We start from the raw sequence: 16,774 nt of genomic DNA, 5'->3' as shown, positions 1-16,774 counted from the left end.
TAACCCGGGACCCCCGCGGAGGGCAACGTCGATCTCAGCTCGCGCTGAGCAGGGAGTAGCAGGCCAGGTGCAGGGCGAGGCGCTGGTCCGGCGAGTCCAGGTCCACCCCGCGCGCGCGGATGCGCTCGATCCGGCCCAGCACGGTGTTGCGGTGCACGCCGAGGCGCGCGGCGGCCTGGCCGGTCGAGCCCGCGCAGTCCAGCAGCGCGACCAGGGCCGCCAGCAGCACGTCCGCGTCCGGCGCGGCCAGCAGGTCGGCCAGCGCGACCCGTGCCGCCGCCGCGACCTCGGCCACCGGCAGGCACGCCAGCACCGCGCGCGGCCCGAGCGTGCCGAACAGCTCCACCCGCTCGCCGTCGCGGCGGCCCGCGACCGCCGCGGCCAGCCGGGCCTCGCCGATCGAGCGGCGCAGGCCGTCCACGCCGCCACCGGGCAGCCCGACACCGGCCGCGAGCGGCACCGGGCTGCCGGTGGCGCCCAGGTGCTCGCGCAGCAGCCGCGCGACCAGCTCCGGCGAGTCGGCGTCGGTCCACCAGCTCACCCAGCCCTCGCCCCTCGGGACGAGCGGCAGGTGCGGGAACGCCTCCTGCCACGCCGCGATCACCCTCGGCGTGGTGGCCTCCGGGTCGGCGGGCGCGTGGTCGGCGACCTGGAGGTGCACCGCGACGTGCTGGCCGTCGACCGCCCAGCCCGCCTCGCGCGCCAGCCGCTCCCCCTCGGTGTTCTCCTCGCGCAGCAGCGTGTCCAGCAGCAGCCGGTCCTTGGCCGCCTGGTGCACCGGTCCGAGCCATGCCCGCCCGACGCACGCGGCCAGCGGCGCCCGCGCCAGCCGCAGGATCGTGCGCACCGTGGACGCCCAGGACGGCGACCACGCGGCGAGCTGCGCCACCAGCCGCGCCCACGGCCTGCCGTCCGGACCCGGCACGTCGACCTCGATGCGGCGCTGGCCAGCAGCCTGGTCGGCGGCGGCACGGCCGGCGAGCACGTGGCCTTCCTCGGTGACCAGCGCGACGAGCACGCCCGGCACCTCGGTGTTGACCACGCCGACGATGTCGCGGACGGTGGCGCGCTCGCCGAAGAGCACCGCGCAGCGCGAGGTCAGCCGGGCGCGCGCCGCCTCGGTGTCGGCGACGGCGGCGGAGAGCTCCAGCGCGTGCTGCGCCGGGTCGGTGACCACGAACAGCGGGACCCTCAGCCGCTCGGCGAGCTGCGCGGTCGGGTTGGTCACGACGATGTCGCTGGGGGCGATCACGCAGGAGGCGTTGCGCTCCCACGCCAGCCGCAGCGCGGACTCCAGCGCCCACGCGCCCAGCGCCGCCGTCCCGTGCAGCACCACGGCGGAATGCGGCTCGCACTGCCGGATCTCCTCCAGCTCCGCGACCAGGACCACCCCGGAGACCTGGCGCTCCAGGTCCTCGGCCGCGAACACCTTGGCCTGGCCCAGCGGCCCGAAGTGGACCAGCTCGGCGACGCTGAGCTGCTCCGCGACACCCTTGCGGTTCACCTACGACCCCTCCTCGCGTGGGTGGGCGACCCCGAAGCCGAACGCGCGCGGCCCGGCAAGCGCCAGCCCGGCCCGGGTGTGCCACAGGGGATCGGCGGGCATCACCAGCACGTCCACGTCGTTGCCGATGGCGACCTGCTCCAGGCCGACGATGTGCGGCTCGCGCTGGTCCAGCAGGCACAGCACGTCCGGGACGGCCGCGGCGACCATGCCGTCGATCACCGCGAGGAAGATCTCGCTCTGCCCTTCGAGCCGGATCATCCGCCCGTCCGGCCCCGGTTCGCGCACCACCACGCTGGTCGGCGCGGCCGGGTACTGCCGAGCGCCGACGGTCCTGGTCGCGTGGCCGAGCTCGACGACCCGTCCGCCGCCGAGCACCCGGGCCTGGGCCACCGAGGCCAGCCCGGCCAGCAGCGTCGTCCGGTCGGGCGCGCCGCGCAGCAGCCTGCCGACCTCGACGACCTTGCTGGTGGAGCCGCGGATCGCGCACGTCCGCAGCTGGTCCACAGTGGACGGATAGGTGGCGCACAGCATCCAGCCGCCCGCGGCCTGCATCGCCGAGCGCAGCAGCAGCTCCGACCGCTGCAGGGAGGTGTCCAGCATCAGCACGTCCCCGGCAAGGCTGACCGCGGCGAGCGGGCCGATCGGCAGACCTGCCATGGCGTAGGTGGTCTGGCTCACCAGCGGCAGCACCCGGCCCATGCCGTCGCAGTCCACCAGCGGCAGCCCGAGCGCGGCGGCCGCGGCGACCGGGAACAAGGCGTTGGGGCCGCTGGCGTTCAACGAGACAACCGCGTCCACGCGCCTGCCGAGCCGGGCCTCCAGCGCGCGCACCGCCAGGACCGCCTCGTCTCCGTACGGCGGGAGCTCCAGCATCGGGCCGAACCCGCCGATCGCGCCGATGGCGACGCACAGCGCGTCCCCGTCGAGCTCGTCGAGCCCCACCATGCGCACCGGCCCGGTGCCGCGCAGCAGCTCGGCGAAGTTCTCCCTGGTGCCGTCGAAGTGCGTGCCCCCGGCCGAGGAGCACGTCAGCTGGCTCCCGGTCTGGATGGCGGGCAGGTCGTCCACCGTGATCTCGGTGATCACCGAGGGACCTCCTCGGGGAGGCTGCCCGCGCGCACGTGCAGCCGGTAGGCGTCGCGGCCGAGGAAGGCGAGCGCCGTCGCGACCGAGCTGACCACGCGTTCGCTGCCCGGCCGCGCGCCGCTGGCCGCGACCAGCGTCATCGCCTGCTGTTCTGCCAGGTGCTGTTGCCGCTGCAGCTCGTCGAGGGTGTCTGCGGGCACGACGACGTCCAGCCACGCGCTCGGCTCGGCGCACGCCGCGCCGACCGCGCAGGGGTGCGCCTCGGAGCGGACCGGGACCAGGTCGGGGCCGATCTCCGTGCACAGCCGGTCGGCCACGTCGCGGCCCTGCGGGCCCATGGCGGCGATCACCCGGGGACCGACCAGGCTGCGCAGCTCGGCGGTCACCGCGGGCACCCCCTCGTCGGTGCGGACGTTGAGCACCGGGATCGGTGGCACCATCCGGACCCCGAGCCTGCCCGCGAGGTCGGAGGCGATGCGCGGCATCCCGTCGGCGACCTGGCCGAGCGCGACGAGTCCGATGCCCGCGAGCACCACGTGCGCGTCGGGCCGGTGGGTGAGCACGGCCGCGCCGGTGAGCGCCGTTGCCGCGTCCGCGCCGACCCCGCGCACCGGGACCGCGCGCAGCCGCTTCGCCGAGACCCTCCCGCCGTCCCCGGTGGCGAACCAGCAGCTCGGCGGGCCGGGCAGGGCGGCGGTCAGCCGCTCGCAGCGCTCGATCAGCTCCTCCGCGGCGCCGAGCAGCGCGGCGTTGACGATCGTGGTGGCGTCGCGTTCGAGCAGGCCGAGGCCGCCCCCGTCGTTGGACAGCCGGATGCGCAGGTCCGGGAACTCCTCACGGAGCCGGGCGGCGACGGCCTCCTCGTGCCCGACGCAGGTGGCCGCGCCGGTCGCGGTGATGGTGAGCGTGCCGAGCCCCGCCGCCCGCGCCTCCGCCGCCGCGCGCACGGCCGCGTCCAGGTCCACCGGCGTGAGCTCGGCGCCGAAGAGGTCGTGACCGCCGGTGATCACACCGCGCCAGGCCACCAGCGACCGGACCAGCGGGGAGGGGTGGCCGGGCGCACGCGGCGGGCGCGGCAGCACCTGGAGCGCGGCGACGGGGGTCGCGGGCCGGACCGTGAACGCCATCGGAGGCAGGCCGGGCGAGCCCACGGCGCGCAGGGAGTGCTCAAGCAGCTCACCGACGTTCCAGGTCACGGAGTCCACTGTGGACTTCGCGGCGGCGGTGAGCTCGCGCAGCAGGGCCGAGAGTGCGCGCCAGCCGCCCTCGGCGCGGCCGGCGGCGGCGAGCGCCCTGCCGGAGTGCACGAGGGCCCCCTCGGCGCCGGAGGCGCCGAGCCGGACACCGATGCGCATGACCTCTCCCCCGGAGCCGCGTCAACGGCTCCGGGGGTGATCAATACACCGTCAGCGCGTCAGTGTCGAACAGCCGTTCGCCGACCCGAGTACTCCCGCACGACGTGAGCAGGGGAAACGTTTCCGTCCAGCAGATCGGCGTCGATCAGTTCGACGACCCGCCGCGCCGCGGGCCCGTACCCGCCGCCGCCCCCGGTCAGGCAGCGCACCACGTCACCGGCGCGCAGCCGCAGCCCGTTGCACTTGAGCAGCCGCCGCTCGTCCGGCCGCCCCGGGTTGACCACCACCTCCGGCCCGGCCGCGTCCCCGCCGCCGAACAGGCCCCACGCGGGGGTGACCGACCGCTCGAACCACAGCGACAGCGTGCAGTCGTGCAGCGCGACGTACTCGCGGACCACGCCGTTGCCGCCGCGCCAGCGCCCGGGACCGCCGGAGTCGGCGCGGATGCCGTACTCGGTGACCCGCAGGGGGAACCGGGTCTCGAAGACCTCGATCGGCATGTCCTTCAGCGAGCCGTTGACGTTGTTGATCAGCGCGGTCTCCCCGTCGCCGCCCTCCCACGCGCCCCACCCGCCGAGGGTGGCCTCCAGGCTCACGTAGTCGCGGCCGGAGCGCGGATCGGTCCCGGCGTACTGCACGATCATCGAGTCGCCGTGGCTGGCGGCGGCCACCCGCTCCGGCATGGCGGGCGCGAGCGCCTTGGACACCAGGTCGATCAGCAGCCCGAGGTGGGAGAAGTACCACTGGCACGCCGCGGGCGGGCGTGCCCCGAACACCGAGCCGTCGCGGACCTGGACCGCCAGCGGGCGGAACGAGCCGCCGTTGCCGGGAACGTCCTTGCTGATGAGCATCTTGTAGCCGACCCGGCAGGCCGAGACCGCCTGCGCGGCGCCGCAGTTGACCGGCCCGGTGGTCTGGTCGGCGGACTCGGTGAGGTCGAACTCGATGTCCTCACCGGTGACGGTGATCTTCAGCCGCACCGGCACCGGCGTGTCCAGGTCGATGCCGTCGTTGTCCAGGAAGCCCTCCGCGCGGTAGACCCCGTCCGGGATCTCCCGCACCACCGCGCGCTCCAGCCGCTCGGTCTGGTCGAAGATCTCCTCGCTGGCCTCCAGCAGCGTCCGCGCGCCGAAGCGCTCGACGATCTCCGACAGCCGCCGCTGGCCGATCTCGATGGTCGCGATCATCGCGTTCAGATCGCCCATGGTCGGGTACGGGAACCGCACGTTGGTGCGCACGGTGTCCAGCACGCCGTGCACCGGCTCGCCCGCCGAGACCAGCTTCTGCGGCCCCAGGCGCAGCCCCTCCTGGAAGATGTTCACCGAGTCCATCGACCCGCCGGGGTCCTTGGAGCCGACGTCGATCCAGTGCGCCCGCGTCGCGGTGAACCCGGTGAGCGCGCCGCCGGTGAACACCGGACCGAAGATCGTCACGTCGTTGAGGTGGGTGCCGCCGAGGTAGGAGTCGTTGAGGACCCACACGTCGCCCGGCCGCCACACGTCCCTGCCGAAGCGCTCCTCGGTGAACCGGGTGCAGACCTCCAGGTTGCCCAGGAAGATCGGCAGCCCCGCCGACTGGCCGAGCACGCGGTGCCGCGCGTCCAGCAGCGCGACGACGCAGTCCCCGCACTCGTAGATCACCGGCGTGTAGGCGGAGCGGATCAGCGTCGCGTTCATGTCCTCGGCGGCCGAGGTCAGCGCGTTGCGGATGATCTCGACCGTGACGGGGTCGACCGTCCGCGCGCGCACCGTTGTCGCTGTCATGGCAGTGGTCACCGTTCCTGCTCGATCACCAAGGAGCCGAGGTCGTCCACCGCGACCGCGTAGCCCGGCGGGACCACGGTGGTCGCGGTGGGTTCGAGAACCATCGCGGGGCCGGGGAAGGCGTGCCCGCTGAGCAGGTCGGCACGCCACACCACCAGCGTGTCGACCGGCTCGCCGTCGAAGACCACCGGGCGGCGCTCGTGCGGGAAGCCCGTCGAACCCGCCCTGGGCAGCCGCTCCGGCTCCGCACGGCCGAGATCGCCGTAGACGGTGGTGCGCAGCGCCACGAACTCCACAGGAGCACCGGGGTTGGCGTGCCCGTGCCGCCGCTCGTGCAGCCTGCCGAAGCGCGCGGCGACCACGTCGAGGAAGTCCGGCCGCGCGGGCTCCTCCGCGCTCTCCAGCGGCACGGTCAGCGCGTACTCCTGCGCGGCGTAGCGCAGGTCCACCGCGTGCTCGGCGCGGCGCGCCCCCTCCGGGACGCCCTCGCTGTCCAGCGACCGCAGGCCCTGCTCCGCCATCGCGGCGAGCCGGCTCGCCAGGTCGGCCCCGTCCAGGTCGGCGTCCAGGCGGTAGTACGGCTCGGTGAGGTCGCGGCGGATCTCCGTCTGGAGCATGCCCCACGCGGAGAACGCGCCGGGGAAGCGCGGCACGACGACCTCGCCGATGCCGAGCTCGCGCGCGAGGAACACCGCGTGCATCGGCCCGGCGCCGCCGAAGGCGACCAGCCCGAAGTCCCTCGGCTCGATGCCGCGCGCCACGGTGATCGTCCGGATCGCCTGCGCCATCTTCGCGTTGGCCACCGCGCAGATCCCCTCGGCCGCGGCGACGGTGTCCAGGCCGAGTGCGTGGCCGAACCCGGTGACCACCTCGCGGGCGGCCTCCGGGTGCAGCTCCAGGCGCCCGCCTGCGAAGGACCCCGGGTCGATGCGGCCGAGCACCAGGTTCGCGTCGGTGACCGTGGCCTGGTCCCCGCCGTGGCCGTAGCAGGCGGGGCCGGGCTTCGCCCCCGCCGAGTGCGGGCCGACGCGCAGGCCACCCGCCTCCACCCACGCCACCGAGCCGCCCCCGGCCCCGACGGTGTGGATGTCGACCGCGCTCATCAGCATGGGCAGCCCGTCCAGCCGCACCTCGGGCGCGATGTCGGGCTTGCCGTCCACCACCATCGAGACGTCGAAGGACGTGCCGCCCATGTCGATGTAGATCAGGTTCGGTCGGCCCATGGCCCCGGCAAGCGCGACCCCGCCCATGGTCCCGCCGACCGGTCCGGACAGCAGCGTCTGCAACGGCCGTCGCCGCGCCGACGCGGCCGTGGTCACCCCGCCGGAGGACTGCATCACGTGCAGTGGGACGGTCATCCCCCGCTCGGCCAGCTCACCGCCGAGCCGGGCGAGGTAGTCGCGCACGGCGGGGCCGATGTAGGACTCGACGACGGCGGAGGAGGTCCGCTCGTACTCGCGCCACTCGTTGGCCGTCTCGTGCGACAGCGACACCGCGACGTCCTCGCCCAGCTCCTCTGCGAGGATCTCCCGCGTCCGCAGCTCGTGCGCCGGGTTGAGGTGGCTGAAGACGTAGGCCACCGCGATCGCGCCGAAGCCCTCGCCGCGGTAGCGGGCCGCGGCCAGCCGCACGGCCGCCTCGTCCAGCGGCTCCAGCTCGGCACCGGCGGCGTCGAAGCGGCCGCCGACCGCGACCACGTCCCTGCGCGGCACCAGCGGGTCGGGCTTGCGGAAGTGCAGGTCGTACATCCTGGTCCGGGGTCCGCGCGCGATGTGGTAGACGTCCCGCGCCCCGGCCGAGGCCAGCAGCAGCACCCGGACGCCGCGCCGCTGGAGCAGGCTGTTGAGCCCGTGCGTGGTGCCGTGCACCAGGAAGGTGATGTCGGCGGGTCGCTCGACGACGGAGCCGACCGCGTCCAGCACGCCCTCGGCGAGGTCGTCCGGGGTCGTCGGGTACTTCCCGATCCGGTAGCGGCCGTCCCGTTCGTCGTAGGCCACGACGTCGGTGAACGTGCCGCCGATGTCCATGGAGACCCGTGCTCCGCTCATGGCGCGGAACGGTAGCCACCGGGGGAATCGATCATCTGTGCACGACGGACATCCAGGTGGCCCCGCGCAGTGCACCGCGCCTACCTGCGCCGTGAACGCCAAACGTGAAAGCCAGACATCCCACGTCTAGCGGGCCGCACAGTCGGGGGGACCCACGCTGTGCTCACCGCCCATCCCTGTACTGGGGTCGCTTCATAGAGTGATGACTCCATCATTTGTGGCCGTCCGTGTTGACGCGGTCGCGCCAGCTGGTCGCCAGCCAGGGAGGAGAGCAGCACCATGACCGCTCTTGAGCGTGCGGAGAGCTCCGCCGTGGACTTCCAGGCGTGCCAGATCCTGTGCCTGGACCTGCCGCCGGACATGCCCGCCGTGCGGGTGGTGCACGAGCTCGACGGCATCGCCAACCCGGTCGACCCGGCCCGTCTGCTCAGCGTCGGCCACGCCATGTGGTCGCAGTGGACGGACGACCCCGGCCACGAGCGGCCGGAGGTGCTGCTCGGCCTCGAAGGCGACGGCATCGTGCCGACCCTGGCGATGTCCCTGGCCTCCGGCCTGCCCTACCACCTGGCGTGGAAGCTCGACCACGGCAGGCTGCCCCGGCCGCGCGGCGCCGAGCTGTTCACCTACAACCAGCTCGCGGGCAAGCGGGTGCTGGTGGTGGACGCGGCGCTGTCGAACAGCCACATGATCGCCGGGCTGGTCTCGGTGCTGCGCGAGGAGGGCGCCACGGTCGTCGGCGTCGCCTGCCTGACCGAGGACCGCCCCGGGGTCGGCCGCCGGGTCGTGGAGGCCACGGGCGTGCCGATGACGGCGCTCTCGTACACCAGGTAACCCGTTCGGGGCAGGGTTTTCCCTGTTCAGCGGCTTGACTGGGGCTTGCCCTTGACTACTGTCCTCAAGCACACCGCCCCAGGCACTCCGTGCGAGGCAGCCCTCCGTTCTCCTCCTGAGCGCCTGCCGTGGGCGTGGAAGGAGAGATCCGGTGCTTCCCGTCGACAGAGCCCCGAACGACAGGGCCCCGCACCCCAGGGTCCCGCACCTGCCTGCCCTGCACATCCAGCGCGAGCTGCGCGGTTTCGCGGTCGTGGTGACGGTCTTCGGGGAGGTGGACCTCGCGGCCGCCCCGGCACTGCACGCCGAGATCAGCACCGCATCGGCACTGGCGACCCCGCCGTCCCCGGTGGTGCTCGACCTCCAGCGGGTGGAGTTCTTCTCCTCCGACGGCCTCAGCCTGCTCGCCCGGCACCACCAGCTGTGCGCCCGGCACCGGACGCCGCTGCGCGTGGTCGCCACGACCGAGCCGGTGCTGCGCCCGATCCGGCTGACCGACCTCGACCGCACCCTCGCCCTGTTCGGCAGTGTGGCCGCGGCGCTCAGCCTGCCGCCCACTCCTCGTGACGGTTCCAGGCGCCCAGCTCCCGCCGGCTCTCGAAGCGCCGCACCGCGCCCGTGACCGGGTCGGTGAACTCCAGGACCTTCGCGAGCAGCTGCAGCGGCCGGGTGAAGTCGTCCAGCGGTTTCTCCGTCAGCACCGGGTAGAAGTCGTCGCCCAGGATCGGCACGCCCAGCCCGCTCATGTGCAGCCGCAGCTGGTGCGTGCGCCCCGTTCTCGGCAGCAGCCGGTAGCGGCCGAGCCCGTCGCGGTGCCCGGCCAGCTCGACCCGGGTCTCGCTGTTGGGCGGGGCGTCCACCTCCCGCGCGGTGATCACCCCGCGCTCCTTGACGATGTGGCTGCGCACCGTGCGCGGCAGCTCCAGCTCGGGGTCGTGGCGCGCGATCGCCTCGTACTCCTTGCGCACAGCGCGGTCCCGGAACATCGTCTGGTACTTCCCGCGCAGCTCCGGGCGGACGACGAACATCACCAGCCCCGCCGTGACCCGGTCCAGCCGGTGCGCTGGCACCAGGTCCGGCAGGCCGAGGTCGTGCCGCAGCCGCACCAGCGCGGTCTCCATCACGTGCTGACCGCGCGGAATGGTGGCCAGGAAGTGCGGCTTGTCCACGACGAGCAGGTTCTCGTCCCGGTGCACGATCCCGATCTCGAAGGGCACGGGCACCTCGGTGGGCAGGTCCCGGTGGAACCACACGTAGGAGTCCGGGGCGTACGGGGTGTCCGGCCCGATCGGCCCGTCGAGCCCGACGATGCGGTCCTCGCGCAGCATCATGTCGATCCGCTCGGGGGCGACCCTGGGCAGCCGCTCGACCAGGTGGTCGCGGACCGTCGCCCACGGCCCCTCGGCGGGCAGTCGCAGCCGTGCCGGGTCGAGCCCGTTGCGCTGCGGCAGCGGGGCCTTGGGCTTGCGTCTCATCACCGCGAACCCTAGCCGCCGCGAGCAGGGCGGCAGAACGGGCCGGCCCCTCGGACGCCGGTCGAGCAGTCCCTGTCAGGCGCGCGCCAAGCCCGTGCTGGAGTCCCGCCCCACCACCGGCGCGCTGCCCGCCTCGGACATCATCTGCTGACTGGGGCGAGAACGGACGCAACAACCCGTCGTCTCCGACCACATGAGGGTGTGACACCAAGGTTCGCGGAGGTGGCTGAGCTGAGCTACGCGGAACAGCCGCCCGATCCGCCCGACACGCCAGAGACCTCCGACGCCCGGCTGTGGGAGCTGATCGCGGCAGACGACCACGCCGCGTTCACCGTGCTGTTCGAGCGGCACGCGCAGGCGGTGTGGAACTACGCCTACCGGCTCACCGCGTCCTGGGCCGCCGCCGAGGACCTGCTCGCGACCACGTTCATGACGGCGTGGCGGCGGCGGCACGAGGTCCGGCTCGTCCGGGACAGCGCGTTGCCGTGGCTCTACACCGTGACCGGCAACCTCTCGCGCGGTGAGCACCGGCGGCGGGGGCGGTTCCTGCGGCTGCTGCCCAGGCTCTCCGTCGCCGAGGACGTGCGCGACCACGCCGAGGAGCTGGCCGAGCGCGCCGGGACCGCCGAACGGCTGCGCCGGGTGCTCGCCGAGATCGAGCGGCTGCCCCGGTCGGAGCGGGAGGCGGTGCGGCTGTGCCTGCTGGGGCGCACCAGCACCGCCGACGCCGCCGCCCTGCTCGGCATCTCCGAGGTCAGTGTCCGTTCCCGCCTCTCCCGGGCCAGGGCCCGGCTCCGCACTCTCCCCGAGGACGACCATGTTGAATGACCGCGAGCTCCCCGACCTCGTCCGGCAGCGCGCCCGTGAGCGGGTGCTCACGTCGCTGCGCGCCGAGCGCTCTCCCTTTCGCACCAAGAGTTTCGTGCCCATCGCCGCGGCGGCGAGCGGCTTCGTGGTCGTCGGCTCCGCCATCGTGGCCGCGGCCGTGTTCGCCGGAGGGGCCCGGACCGTGACCCCTGCGGCACCGGTGGTCGCGCTGAACGAGCAGAACTGGGTCTTCACCCCCGAGCAGCACTACCGCGTCAAGCACGACTGGGCGACCCCCGACGACCTCGACCGCTGCCGGAGCGCCGGGCGGGAGTTCCCGGCGTCGTGGCAGTGGAAACCGGTGATGACCGCGACCGCCAGGGGCGCGACGGTGATCCCGTTCCGCTCCGCGGAGGGCGTGGCGTTCTGCGAGCTGACGCCCGCCACCATCAGCCTCAGCCCGATCCTCACCGACGGTCCCGGCGGCGATCCCGCGCGGATCCTGTTCACCACGGCGGCGGGCTCGGTGGCGGGCGTGGTCCGCCCCGACAGCCCGAGCGTGCGACTGACGAGGCTGGGCAGGGACAAGCCCGAGGCTGCCGACGTCGCGGTGCACGACGGGATCTTCGTCGCGCCCAACGCTTTCAGCCTCGTCGGGGCGCGGGCCGGGCTCAAGGTCGGTGGTTCGGCGAGGCACGAGGGTGCCGACTACCAGCTGCCGCCGGAGCTGGTGCCCTCACCGACGCCCGCGGTCACCGACCGGCCGCAGCCTCCCGGGGACCGGACCACCCCGGACGGCGTCCGCCTCGGCGAGTGCCTCGCGGGGCAGGTGTCCCCGCCGACTGTGGACGAGGCGAGCTGGCAGCCGGGCGCCTACCTCCGGCTGAACGCGCGCGAGACCGTGCAGCTCGGCCGCTACGGCGACATGATCGCGTCCTGCATGACTGACGGCACCAAGCGGACGTTGCTCGTCGACGACCACAACCCGCTGTACGCGCATGACCAGCCGACGATGCGCACGATCACCTTCAAGGAGCGCTTCTACGACTTCCGCGGGAGCGCTCAGGGTGGCAGCTCCAGCAGCACGGTCGTCGTCGTGGGCCGCGTCCTGGACGAAGCGGCGCGGTCAGTGAGCCTGGTTCGCCCGAACCAGCCCGAAGTGCGGGCGGTGATGGCCAACGGGAGCTACATCGTGCCCGGTGTGGAGCTGACGCAGTGGCCCGCGTCGAAGGACCTGCCGACTCGGCTGGTGGTGCGAGACGCCGACGGCGCGGTCCTGGAGGACGTGCGGGTGCGGATCTGAGAGGTGGTCATGTCCACAAGGGACGATCACCGCACGGCATGAGCAGGGCACGGCGAGTGCTGGCACTGGGACGCTGTCCGCACCCGGACTCCTGGTAGGACTGGCAAGCCCCTGACGCCTGTGCCGACGGCGTCGACGAAGGCGCGTCAGTGGTGGTGGCCGTTCCGGCCGAGGGTCTCCACGGGGCTCGCGCCGGGACGGCTCCACTGCGGAACGGGGCGGCTGGTCGGGCCCCAGGTGGCGTTTCCGTCCGCGTCCGAGCGCCAGGACCAGCACGAGCTGCGCCCCTCGGGCCAGCCATCAGGGTTGTCCTCCCACGCCTCGCCGCGGCCGTAGGGCGTCATGTCGAGCAGGCCGAGGGACCCGTTGACCCGCTCGTTGCCACGGCCCGTCGTGGAGTAGGTGAGGAACACGCGGTCGCCGTCGCGCAGGAAGCAGGTGAGGTTCCCCATGTTGTCGCCGACCGGCGCGTCCACGTCGCGCACCGAGTACCAGGGCTGGGTGTAGCCCATGAACTCGACGTAGGAGGCCACCTCGTCCCACCTACCCGTGGTCAGGATGGCGAACGAGACGCCGCGGGCGTTGAGGTAGACGGCGTCCTTCAGGTGCCAGGCCGTGGTGGTGCAGCCCTCGCACTGCCCCTGGTGCGGCGCGCCGTCGTGCCACATGTGCTTGTAGACCACGAGCTCGTCGCGGCCCTGGAACAGGTCCAGGAACGGGACCGGGCCATCGGGGCCGACAACCTCGACCGTCCCGTCGAACTCCACCATCGGCAGCCTTCGGCGGGCCGCGGCGAGTGCGTCGCCCTCGCGGGTGTGGGCCTTCTCGCGGACCAGGAGCTCGTCACGGGCGGCCTGCCAGGTGGCCAGGTCGACCACGGGCGGGCGGCCGGGCAGCGCGGTGGTGGGGTCGTCCGGCGTGGCTGTCATGGCGCCCTCCTCGGTGTCTCGTGTCGGGCGGCATCGTACGACCGTCCTCCGACAGTCACCGGAACAGACGCGCGACCCGGCCGAGTGGCCGGGTCCGCCCCTGCCCCTCCTGGTCCTGTTCCTACCTGCAGCGCAGGGACTTGCTCAGCATCAGGAAGTTCGTGACCTTGCCGTCCTTGACGTCGAAGGCCAGCACCCAGTCCGGCTTGCCGTCGACCGGGATCTCGTAGCGGCCCCGGTCCTCCTTCATCCCCTTGTCCCCGTAGGCCTTCGTCAGTTCATCCACAGTGGACTCACGTCCGATGCCCTCCGCGGTGCGGGCGAACGGCGGGGCGGAGATCAGCCGGAGCTGCCCCTGACCGAAGGACACGCCACCGGACTCGTTGGCGCGCTTGATGCGGGCCGCCGACCAGGCCGAGGAGTTCGCCGAAGCGTTGCCCATCCGCTTGAGCGCCTCGGCCGACTTGGCGAGCAGCTCCGCGCGTTCTGCGAAGTCGGCCGCGGAGGTGCCGTTCTTCGCCCGCAACGCCTCAAGCTTCGCGCGCATCTCGGCGTTGGCCTTCTTGGCCGACTCGTACTGCTTCTCGGCCGCGTCCTCCAGGGCCATCCGCGCGGGTTCCGGCGCGGGGCCGCCCTGGAAGGAGTAGTCCTCGCACCCGGTCACGACCGCGACCGGAGCCGGGCCGAGCGCGCCGGTGGCCAGCGCCTCGTCCTTGGTCATCCCGATCCTGAGCTTGCCGAAGCGGTCCGGGCCGAAGGTCGTCGCCTCAGCCCCCTCCTTCGTGCCCAGCACCGGGTCCTCGGCGAACAGCCACACCGCCCCGCCCGCGACCAAGGCGGCCGCGAGGACGCCCGCCCCGATGCCGATCCACACCCTGCGCGCCGCCCCCGCGGCGCTTCCCCCAGTTGTCATAGCGGAAAGCCTAAGCCAACGGGGACAGCCGTTTTACCAGGTGAGCGGCCTGTCACCGGCCGACTACCACTGGCGACGGGGACGGGAGGCTCCCGTGCTGCCTGGCACGGGGAGCCGTTGCTCGCTCTCCCCCGCGGCGCGGTCCGGGCGGGTGCTTGGCGGGGCCTGGCATTGGTGGGACTGTCGTCGTTGCGCCATCCGGACGCGGCGATGCGGCTGGGCGACGGCCTGGTGGTGAACTGCGACGCGCCCGCCGAGCACGGGTTCGGGCGGGTGCTGGAGTTGTTGTGCCAGCCACTGCCGGAGGTCTAGCTATGCTGGCTCCGTGATCGAGTTCCGGATCGACCGGCGGTCCGGCGTCGCGACGTACGTGCAGCTGGTCCAGCAGGTCGAACAGGCCCTTCGCCTGGGGTTGCTCTCCCCCGGCGACAAGCTGCCGACCGCGCGCGAGGTCGTGGAGGCGACGGCGATCAACCCCAACACGGTGCTGAAGGCCTACCGCGAGCTGGAGCGCTCCGGGCTGGTCGAGGCCAAGCGCGGGATGGGCACGTTCGTGCGGCGCTCGCTGGCCAGCGGGCAGACCGGCAAGAACTCGCCGCTGCGCTACGAGCTGTCCAAGTGGATGGGCCACGCGCGCGGCGCCGGACTGGTCCGCGACGACGTGGACGCCCTGTACATGGATGTTCGTACGGAGAACTACCCCAGCCCCTGACCTGCGGTTACTCGACTTCCACTACTTAACTGGTGAAAGGGCACAACCCGATCGGGTGCCGCACGTCTTCCAGGGCATGAGAAGACGCACGCTCCTGGTGGTGACACCGGCGGTGGCCGCCGCCGTGGCGATCGGCATCGCGGTCTGGCCCAGCTCGGACGCCTGGGCCTCCTCGTGCACCGGCGAGATCACCCCGACCAGGCAGTCCGCCGAGGTCAAGGACGCCGCCAGGGTGATCCAGTCGGCCGCGACCGGCACCTCGGCCGGGATCGCGATGGTGGACCTGACCGGCTGCACGGACGTGGCCGGGGTCAACGCCGAGGCGAGGTTCCCGTCCGCCTCCGTGGTGAAGCTGCTGATCGCCCTGGACGCGGTGGAGGGCGGCAAGAGCGCCCCCGCCGGGCTCGACCGGATGCTCTCGCTCAGCGACGACGCGGCCGCCAGCGCGCTGTGGACGGCCAACGGCGGCCCGGAGATCGTGCGCCGGACCGCCGCGAAGCTCGGCCTGGAGCAGACCCGGCCGCCCACCAGGTCCGGCAAGTGGGGCGAGACGACCACCTCCGCCGCCGACGTCGCCCGGATCTACCAGTACATCTCGGCGAAGCTGCCGAAGCAGCGGCGGGTAGAGCTGACCGACGCGCTCTCCGCGGCGCCGCGCACCGCCGCCGACGGCTTCGACCAGTACTTCGGCATCCCCGACGGGCTCCCGGGCCAGTCGTGGGCGATCAAGCAGGGCTGGGGCAGCACCGACAGCCGCACGGTGCTCAACACCACCGGCATGGTCGGCGGCAAGCGCCGCTACGTCGTGGTCGTGCTGACCACGTGGCCGAAGGGAACCCCTTGGCACACCGCGACAAGAGCGGTCACCGAGGCGGTCGGCGAGCTCCAGGGGCTCACCGGCGCGACAGCGCTGGTGTGACGGCGACGACCGAAGGCGCGGCCACCGCGAGGAGCGCGGCGGCGGCGAACGCGGGCAGCCACCCTGCCCCGTCGATCACCCATCCCACCACGGCAGCACCGGCGAGCTGCCCGGCGGACAGCGCCAGGAACGACGCGGCCACCGCGGAGGGCTCCCCCGCGGCGAGCACCATCACCGTGGTCAGCGCGACATAGCTCGCCCCGAACACCGCGGCGGAGACCATCGCCAGTAGAACCGAATCCGGCGCAACAGCAAGGGAAACCGTCGCCACCGCGAGCGCACCGGTCAACGGCCGCCACGCACGGGCGAGCCCGACACTCGCGACGACGTCCCCGGTCACCGCGGCCACGATCCCGGCCGCGCCGAGCACGATCCAGAACAGCGCGGACTCCACGCCTCCGAACCCGCCGACCGTGACGACGAGATCCCGGCCGAAGGTCACATAGGCCGCGCTCGCCGCACCGACCACCGCGCTCGCGACGACCAGCCTCGGCGCTCCACGCGACCGATCAGGCCGTTTCCCTTGGCGGGACGGCAGTTCCCGGCCCACGAGGGCCACCGCGCAGGTCGCCGCCAGGCTCAGCGCGGCGAACAACGCCCACGCCACTCGCCAGTTGCCGCTGGCGAACACCGCCGACGGCCCGCTCACCAGCACGCCGACCCCGGTGCCCGAGTTGACGATCGCCTGCGCGGCGCCACGACGCGCCTCACCGACGCCGCGGTTGACCATCGAGACCAGCGGCGGCGTGGCGAGCCCGGTGCTCGCGCCCGCGACCAGCACGCCGACCGCGAGCGCCGGGCCCGATCCGGCCGCCGCGACCAACGCGGTCCCCACCGCGGCGGTGGCGGCGGCGAGCACGGCGGTGCCGCGGTCGCTCCACCGGGCGGTCAGCGCCGCGCTGAGCAGGACGGCGAGGCAGTAGGCGGCGTACCCGGCGGAGGCAAGCGCCCCCGCCACCGAGGCGGTCAGCCCGAACTCGGCGCGGAACTCCGGCAGGTAGAGCCCGTAGGCGTAGCGGCAAAGCCCGTAGGTGACGGCGATGACGGCCACTCCGGCCGCGACCAGCCGCGATTCGACGGTGCGCACCGGCACCCCTCCTATAACGGTCGTTCTACTAGAACGGCC

General features: G+C 73.4%; 16 protein-coding genes. 7 read left to right on the top strand and 9 right to left on the bottom strand.

Annotation, left to right across the window (positions count from 1 at the left end; all coding sequences use genetic code 11):
* Nucleotides 1–34: 34 nt before the first annotated feature.
* From ACFFQA_RS36450 to ACFFQA_RS36430, 5 genes are read right to left on the bottom strand one after another with little or no spacing between them, the layout of a single operon-like run.
* Nucleotides 35–1,504 (bottom strand): helix-turn-helix domain-containing protein, encoded by a 1,470-nt coding sequence (locus ACFFQA_RS36450; RefSeq protein WP_377862371.1) that lies wholly within the window; start codon nucleotides 1,502–1,504, stop codon nucleotides 35–37.
* Nucleotides 1,505–2,593: a DUF917 domain-containing protein gene (locus tag ACFFQA_RS36445; RefSeq protein WP_377862370.1), complete on the bottom strand. Its 1,089-nt coding sequence runs from the start codon at nucleotides 2,591–2,593 to the stop codon at nucleotides 1,505–1,507.
* A complete protein-coding gene (locus ACFFQA_RS36440; protein ID WP_377862369.1) occupies nucleotides 2,590–3,948 on the bottom strand; it encodes a hypothetical protein in 1,359 nt (452 codons plus the stop codon). Before ACFFQA_RS36440 ends, ACFFQA_RS36445 begins: the two co-directional genes overlap by 4 nt.
* Before the next feature lie 59 nt (nucleotides 3,949–4,007).
* On the bottom strand, nucleotides 4,008–5,711 hold the full coding sequence (locus ACFFQA_RS36435) for a hydantoinase B/oxoprolinase family protein (RefSeq protein WP_377862368.1): 1,704 nt from the start codon (nucleotides 5,709–5,711) through the stop codon (nucleotides 4,008–4,010).
* An 8-nt stretch (nucleotides 5,712–5,719) separates the two neighbouring features.
* Nucleotides 5,720–7,759: a hydantoinase/oxoprolinase family protein gene (locus ACFFQA_RS36430; protein ID WP_377862367.1), complete on the bottom strand. Its 2,040-nt coding sequence runs from the start codon at nucleotides 7,757–7,759 to the stop codon at nucleotides 5,720–5,722.
* A 279-nt stretch (nucleotides 7,760–8,038) separates the two neighbouring features.
* Between ACFFQA_RS36430 and ACFFQA_RS36425 the strand changes: the two genes are divergently transcribed.
* On the top strand, nucleotides 8,039–8,590 hold the full coding sequence (locus ACFFQA_RS36425; RefSeq protein ID WP_377862366.1) for a phosphoribosyltransferase: 552 nt from the start codon (nucleotides 8,039–8,041) through the stop codon (nucleotides 8,588–8,590).
* 151 nt (nucleotides 8,591–8,741) lie between these two features.
* Nucleotides 8,742–9,212, top strand: a complete 471-nt coding sequence (locus ACFFQA_RS36420; RefSeq protein WP_377862365.1) for an STAS domain-containing protein — start codon at nucleotides 8,742–8,744, stop codon at nucleotides 9,210–9,212.
* Here the strand turns inward: ACFFQA_RS36420 and ACFFQA_RS36415 are convergent.
* Nucleotides 9,133–10,065: an RluA family pseudouridine synthase gene (locus ACFFQA_RS36415; RefSeq protein WP_377862364.1), complete on the bottom strand. Its 933-nt coding sequence runs from the start codon at nucleotides 10,063–10,065 to the stop codon at nucleotides 9,133–9,135. The genes ACFFQA_RS36420 and ACFFQA_RS36415 overlap by 80 nt on opposite strands.
* 222 nt (nucleotides 10,066–10,287) lie before the next feature.
* Between ACFFQA_RS36415 and ACFFQA_RS36410 the strand changes: the two genes are divergently transcribed.
* Entirely contained in the window at nucleotides 10,288–10,893 is a 606-nt protein-coding gene (locus tag ACFFQA_RS36410) for an RNA polymerase sigma factor (RefSeq protein ID WP_377862363.1), read from the top strand.
* Nucleotides 10,883–12,175, top strand: coding sequence for a hypothetical protein (locus ACFFQA_RS36405; RefSeq protein WP_377862362.1), 1,293 nt, complete (start codon nucleotides 10,883–10,885; stop codon nucleotides 12,173–12,175). The genes ACFFQA_RS36410 and ACFFQA_RS36405 overlap by 11 nt, the downstream gene beginning before the upstream one ends.
* Nucleotides 12,176–12,321: 146 nt before the next feature.
* Here the strand turns inward: ACFFQA_RS36405 and ACFFQA_RS36400 are convergent, their stop codons facing one another.
* Nucleotides 12,322–13,104 (bottom strand): DUF899 domain-containing protein, encoded by a 783-nt coding sequence (locus ACFFQA_RS36400; protein ID WP_377862361.1) that lies wholly within the window; start codon nucleotides 13,102–13,104, stop codon nucleotides 12,322–12,324.
* A 121-nt stretch (nucleotides 13,105–13,225) separates the two neighbouring features.
* Nucleotides 13,226–14,017 (bottom strand): hypothetical protein, encoded by a 792-nt coding sequence (locus ACFFQA_RS36395; RefSeq protein ID WP_377862360.1) that lies wholly within the window; start codon nucleotides 14,015–14,017, stop codon nucleotides 13,226–13,228.
* 117 nt (nucleotides 14,018–14,134) lie between these two features.
* On the opposite strand from ACFFQA_RS36395, the gene ACFFQA_RS36390 reads away from it, so the two are divergent.
* The 3 genes from ACFFQA_RS36390 to ACFFQA_RS36380 all read left to right on the top strand — a co-directional run bounded on the left by ACFFQA_RS36390 (nucleotide 14,135) and on the right by ACFFQA_RS36380 (nucleotide 15,648).
* Complete coding sequence (locus ACFFQA_RS36390; RefSeq protein ID WP_377862359.1) at nucleotides 14,135–14,329, top strand: hypothetical protein; 195 nt, start codon at nucleotides 14,135–14,137, stop codon at nucleotides 14,327–14,329.
* 13 nt (nucleotides 14,330–14,342) lie between these two features.
* Complete coding sequence (locus tag ACFFQA_RS36385) at nucleotides 14,343–14,729, top strand: GntR family transcriptional regulator (RefSeq protein ID WP_377862358.1); 387 nt, start codon at nucleotides 14,343–14,345, stop codon at nucleotides 14,727–14,729.
* Between the two features lie 76 nt (nucleotides 14,730–14,805).
* On the top strand, nucleotides 14,806–15,648 hold the full coding sequence (locus ACFFQA_RS36380) for a serine hydrolase (RefSeq protein WP_377862357.1): 843 nt from the start codon (nucleotides 14,806–14,808) through the stop codon (nucleotides 15,646–15,648).
* Here ACFFQA_RS36380 and ACFFQA_RS36375 read toward each other — a convergent pair.
* Entirely contained in the window at nucleotides 15,623–16,735 is a 1,113-nt protein-coding gene (locus ACFFQA_RS36375; protein ID WP_377862356.1) for an MFS transporter, read from the bottom strand. The two genes, ACFFQA_RS36380 and ACFFQA_RS36375, sit on opposite strands and share 26 nt — an antisense overlap.
* Nucleotides 16,736–16,774 lie beyond the last annotated feature (39 nt).

This window comes from Allokutzneria oryzae (genome assembly GCF_042429765.1).
GTDB lineage: Bacteria > Actinomycetota > Actinomycetes > Mycobacteriales > Pseudonocardiaceae > Allokutzneria > Allokutzneria oryzae.
The sequence above is the reverse complement of the archived record's forward strand: the minus strand, read 5'-3'. Positions and strand labels throughout refer to the sequence as shown.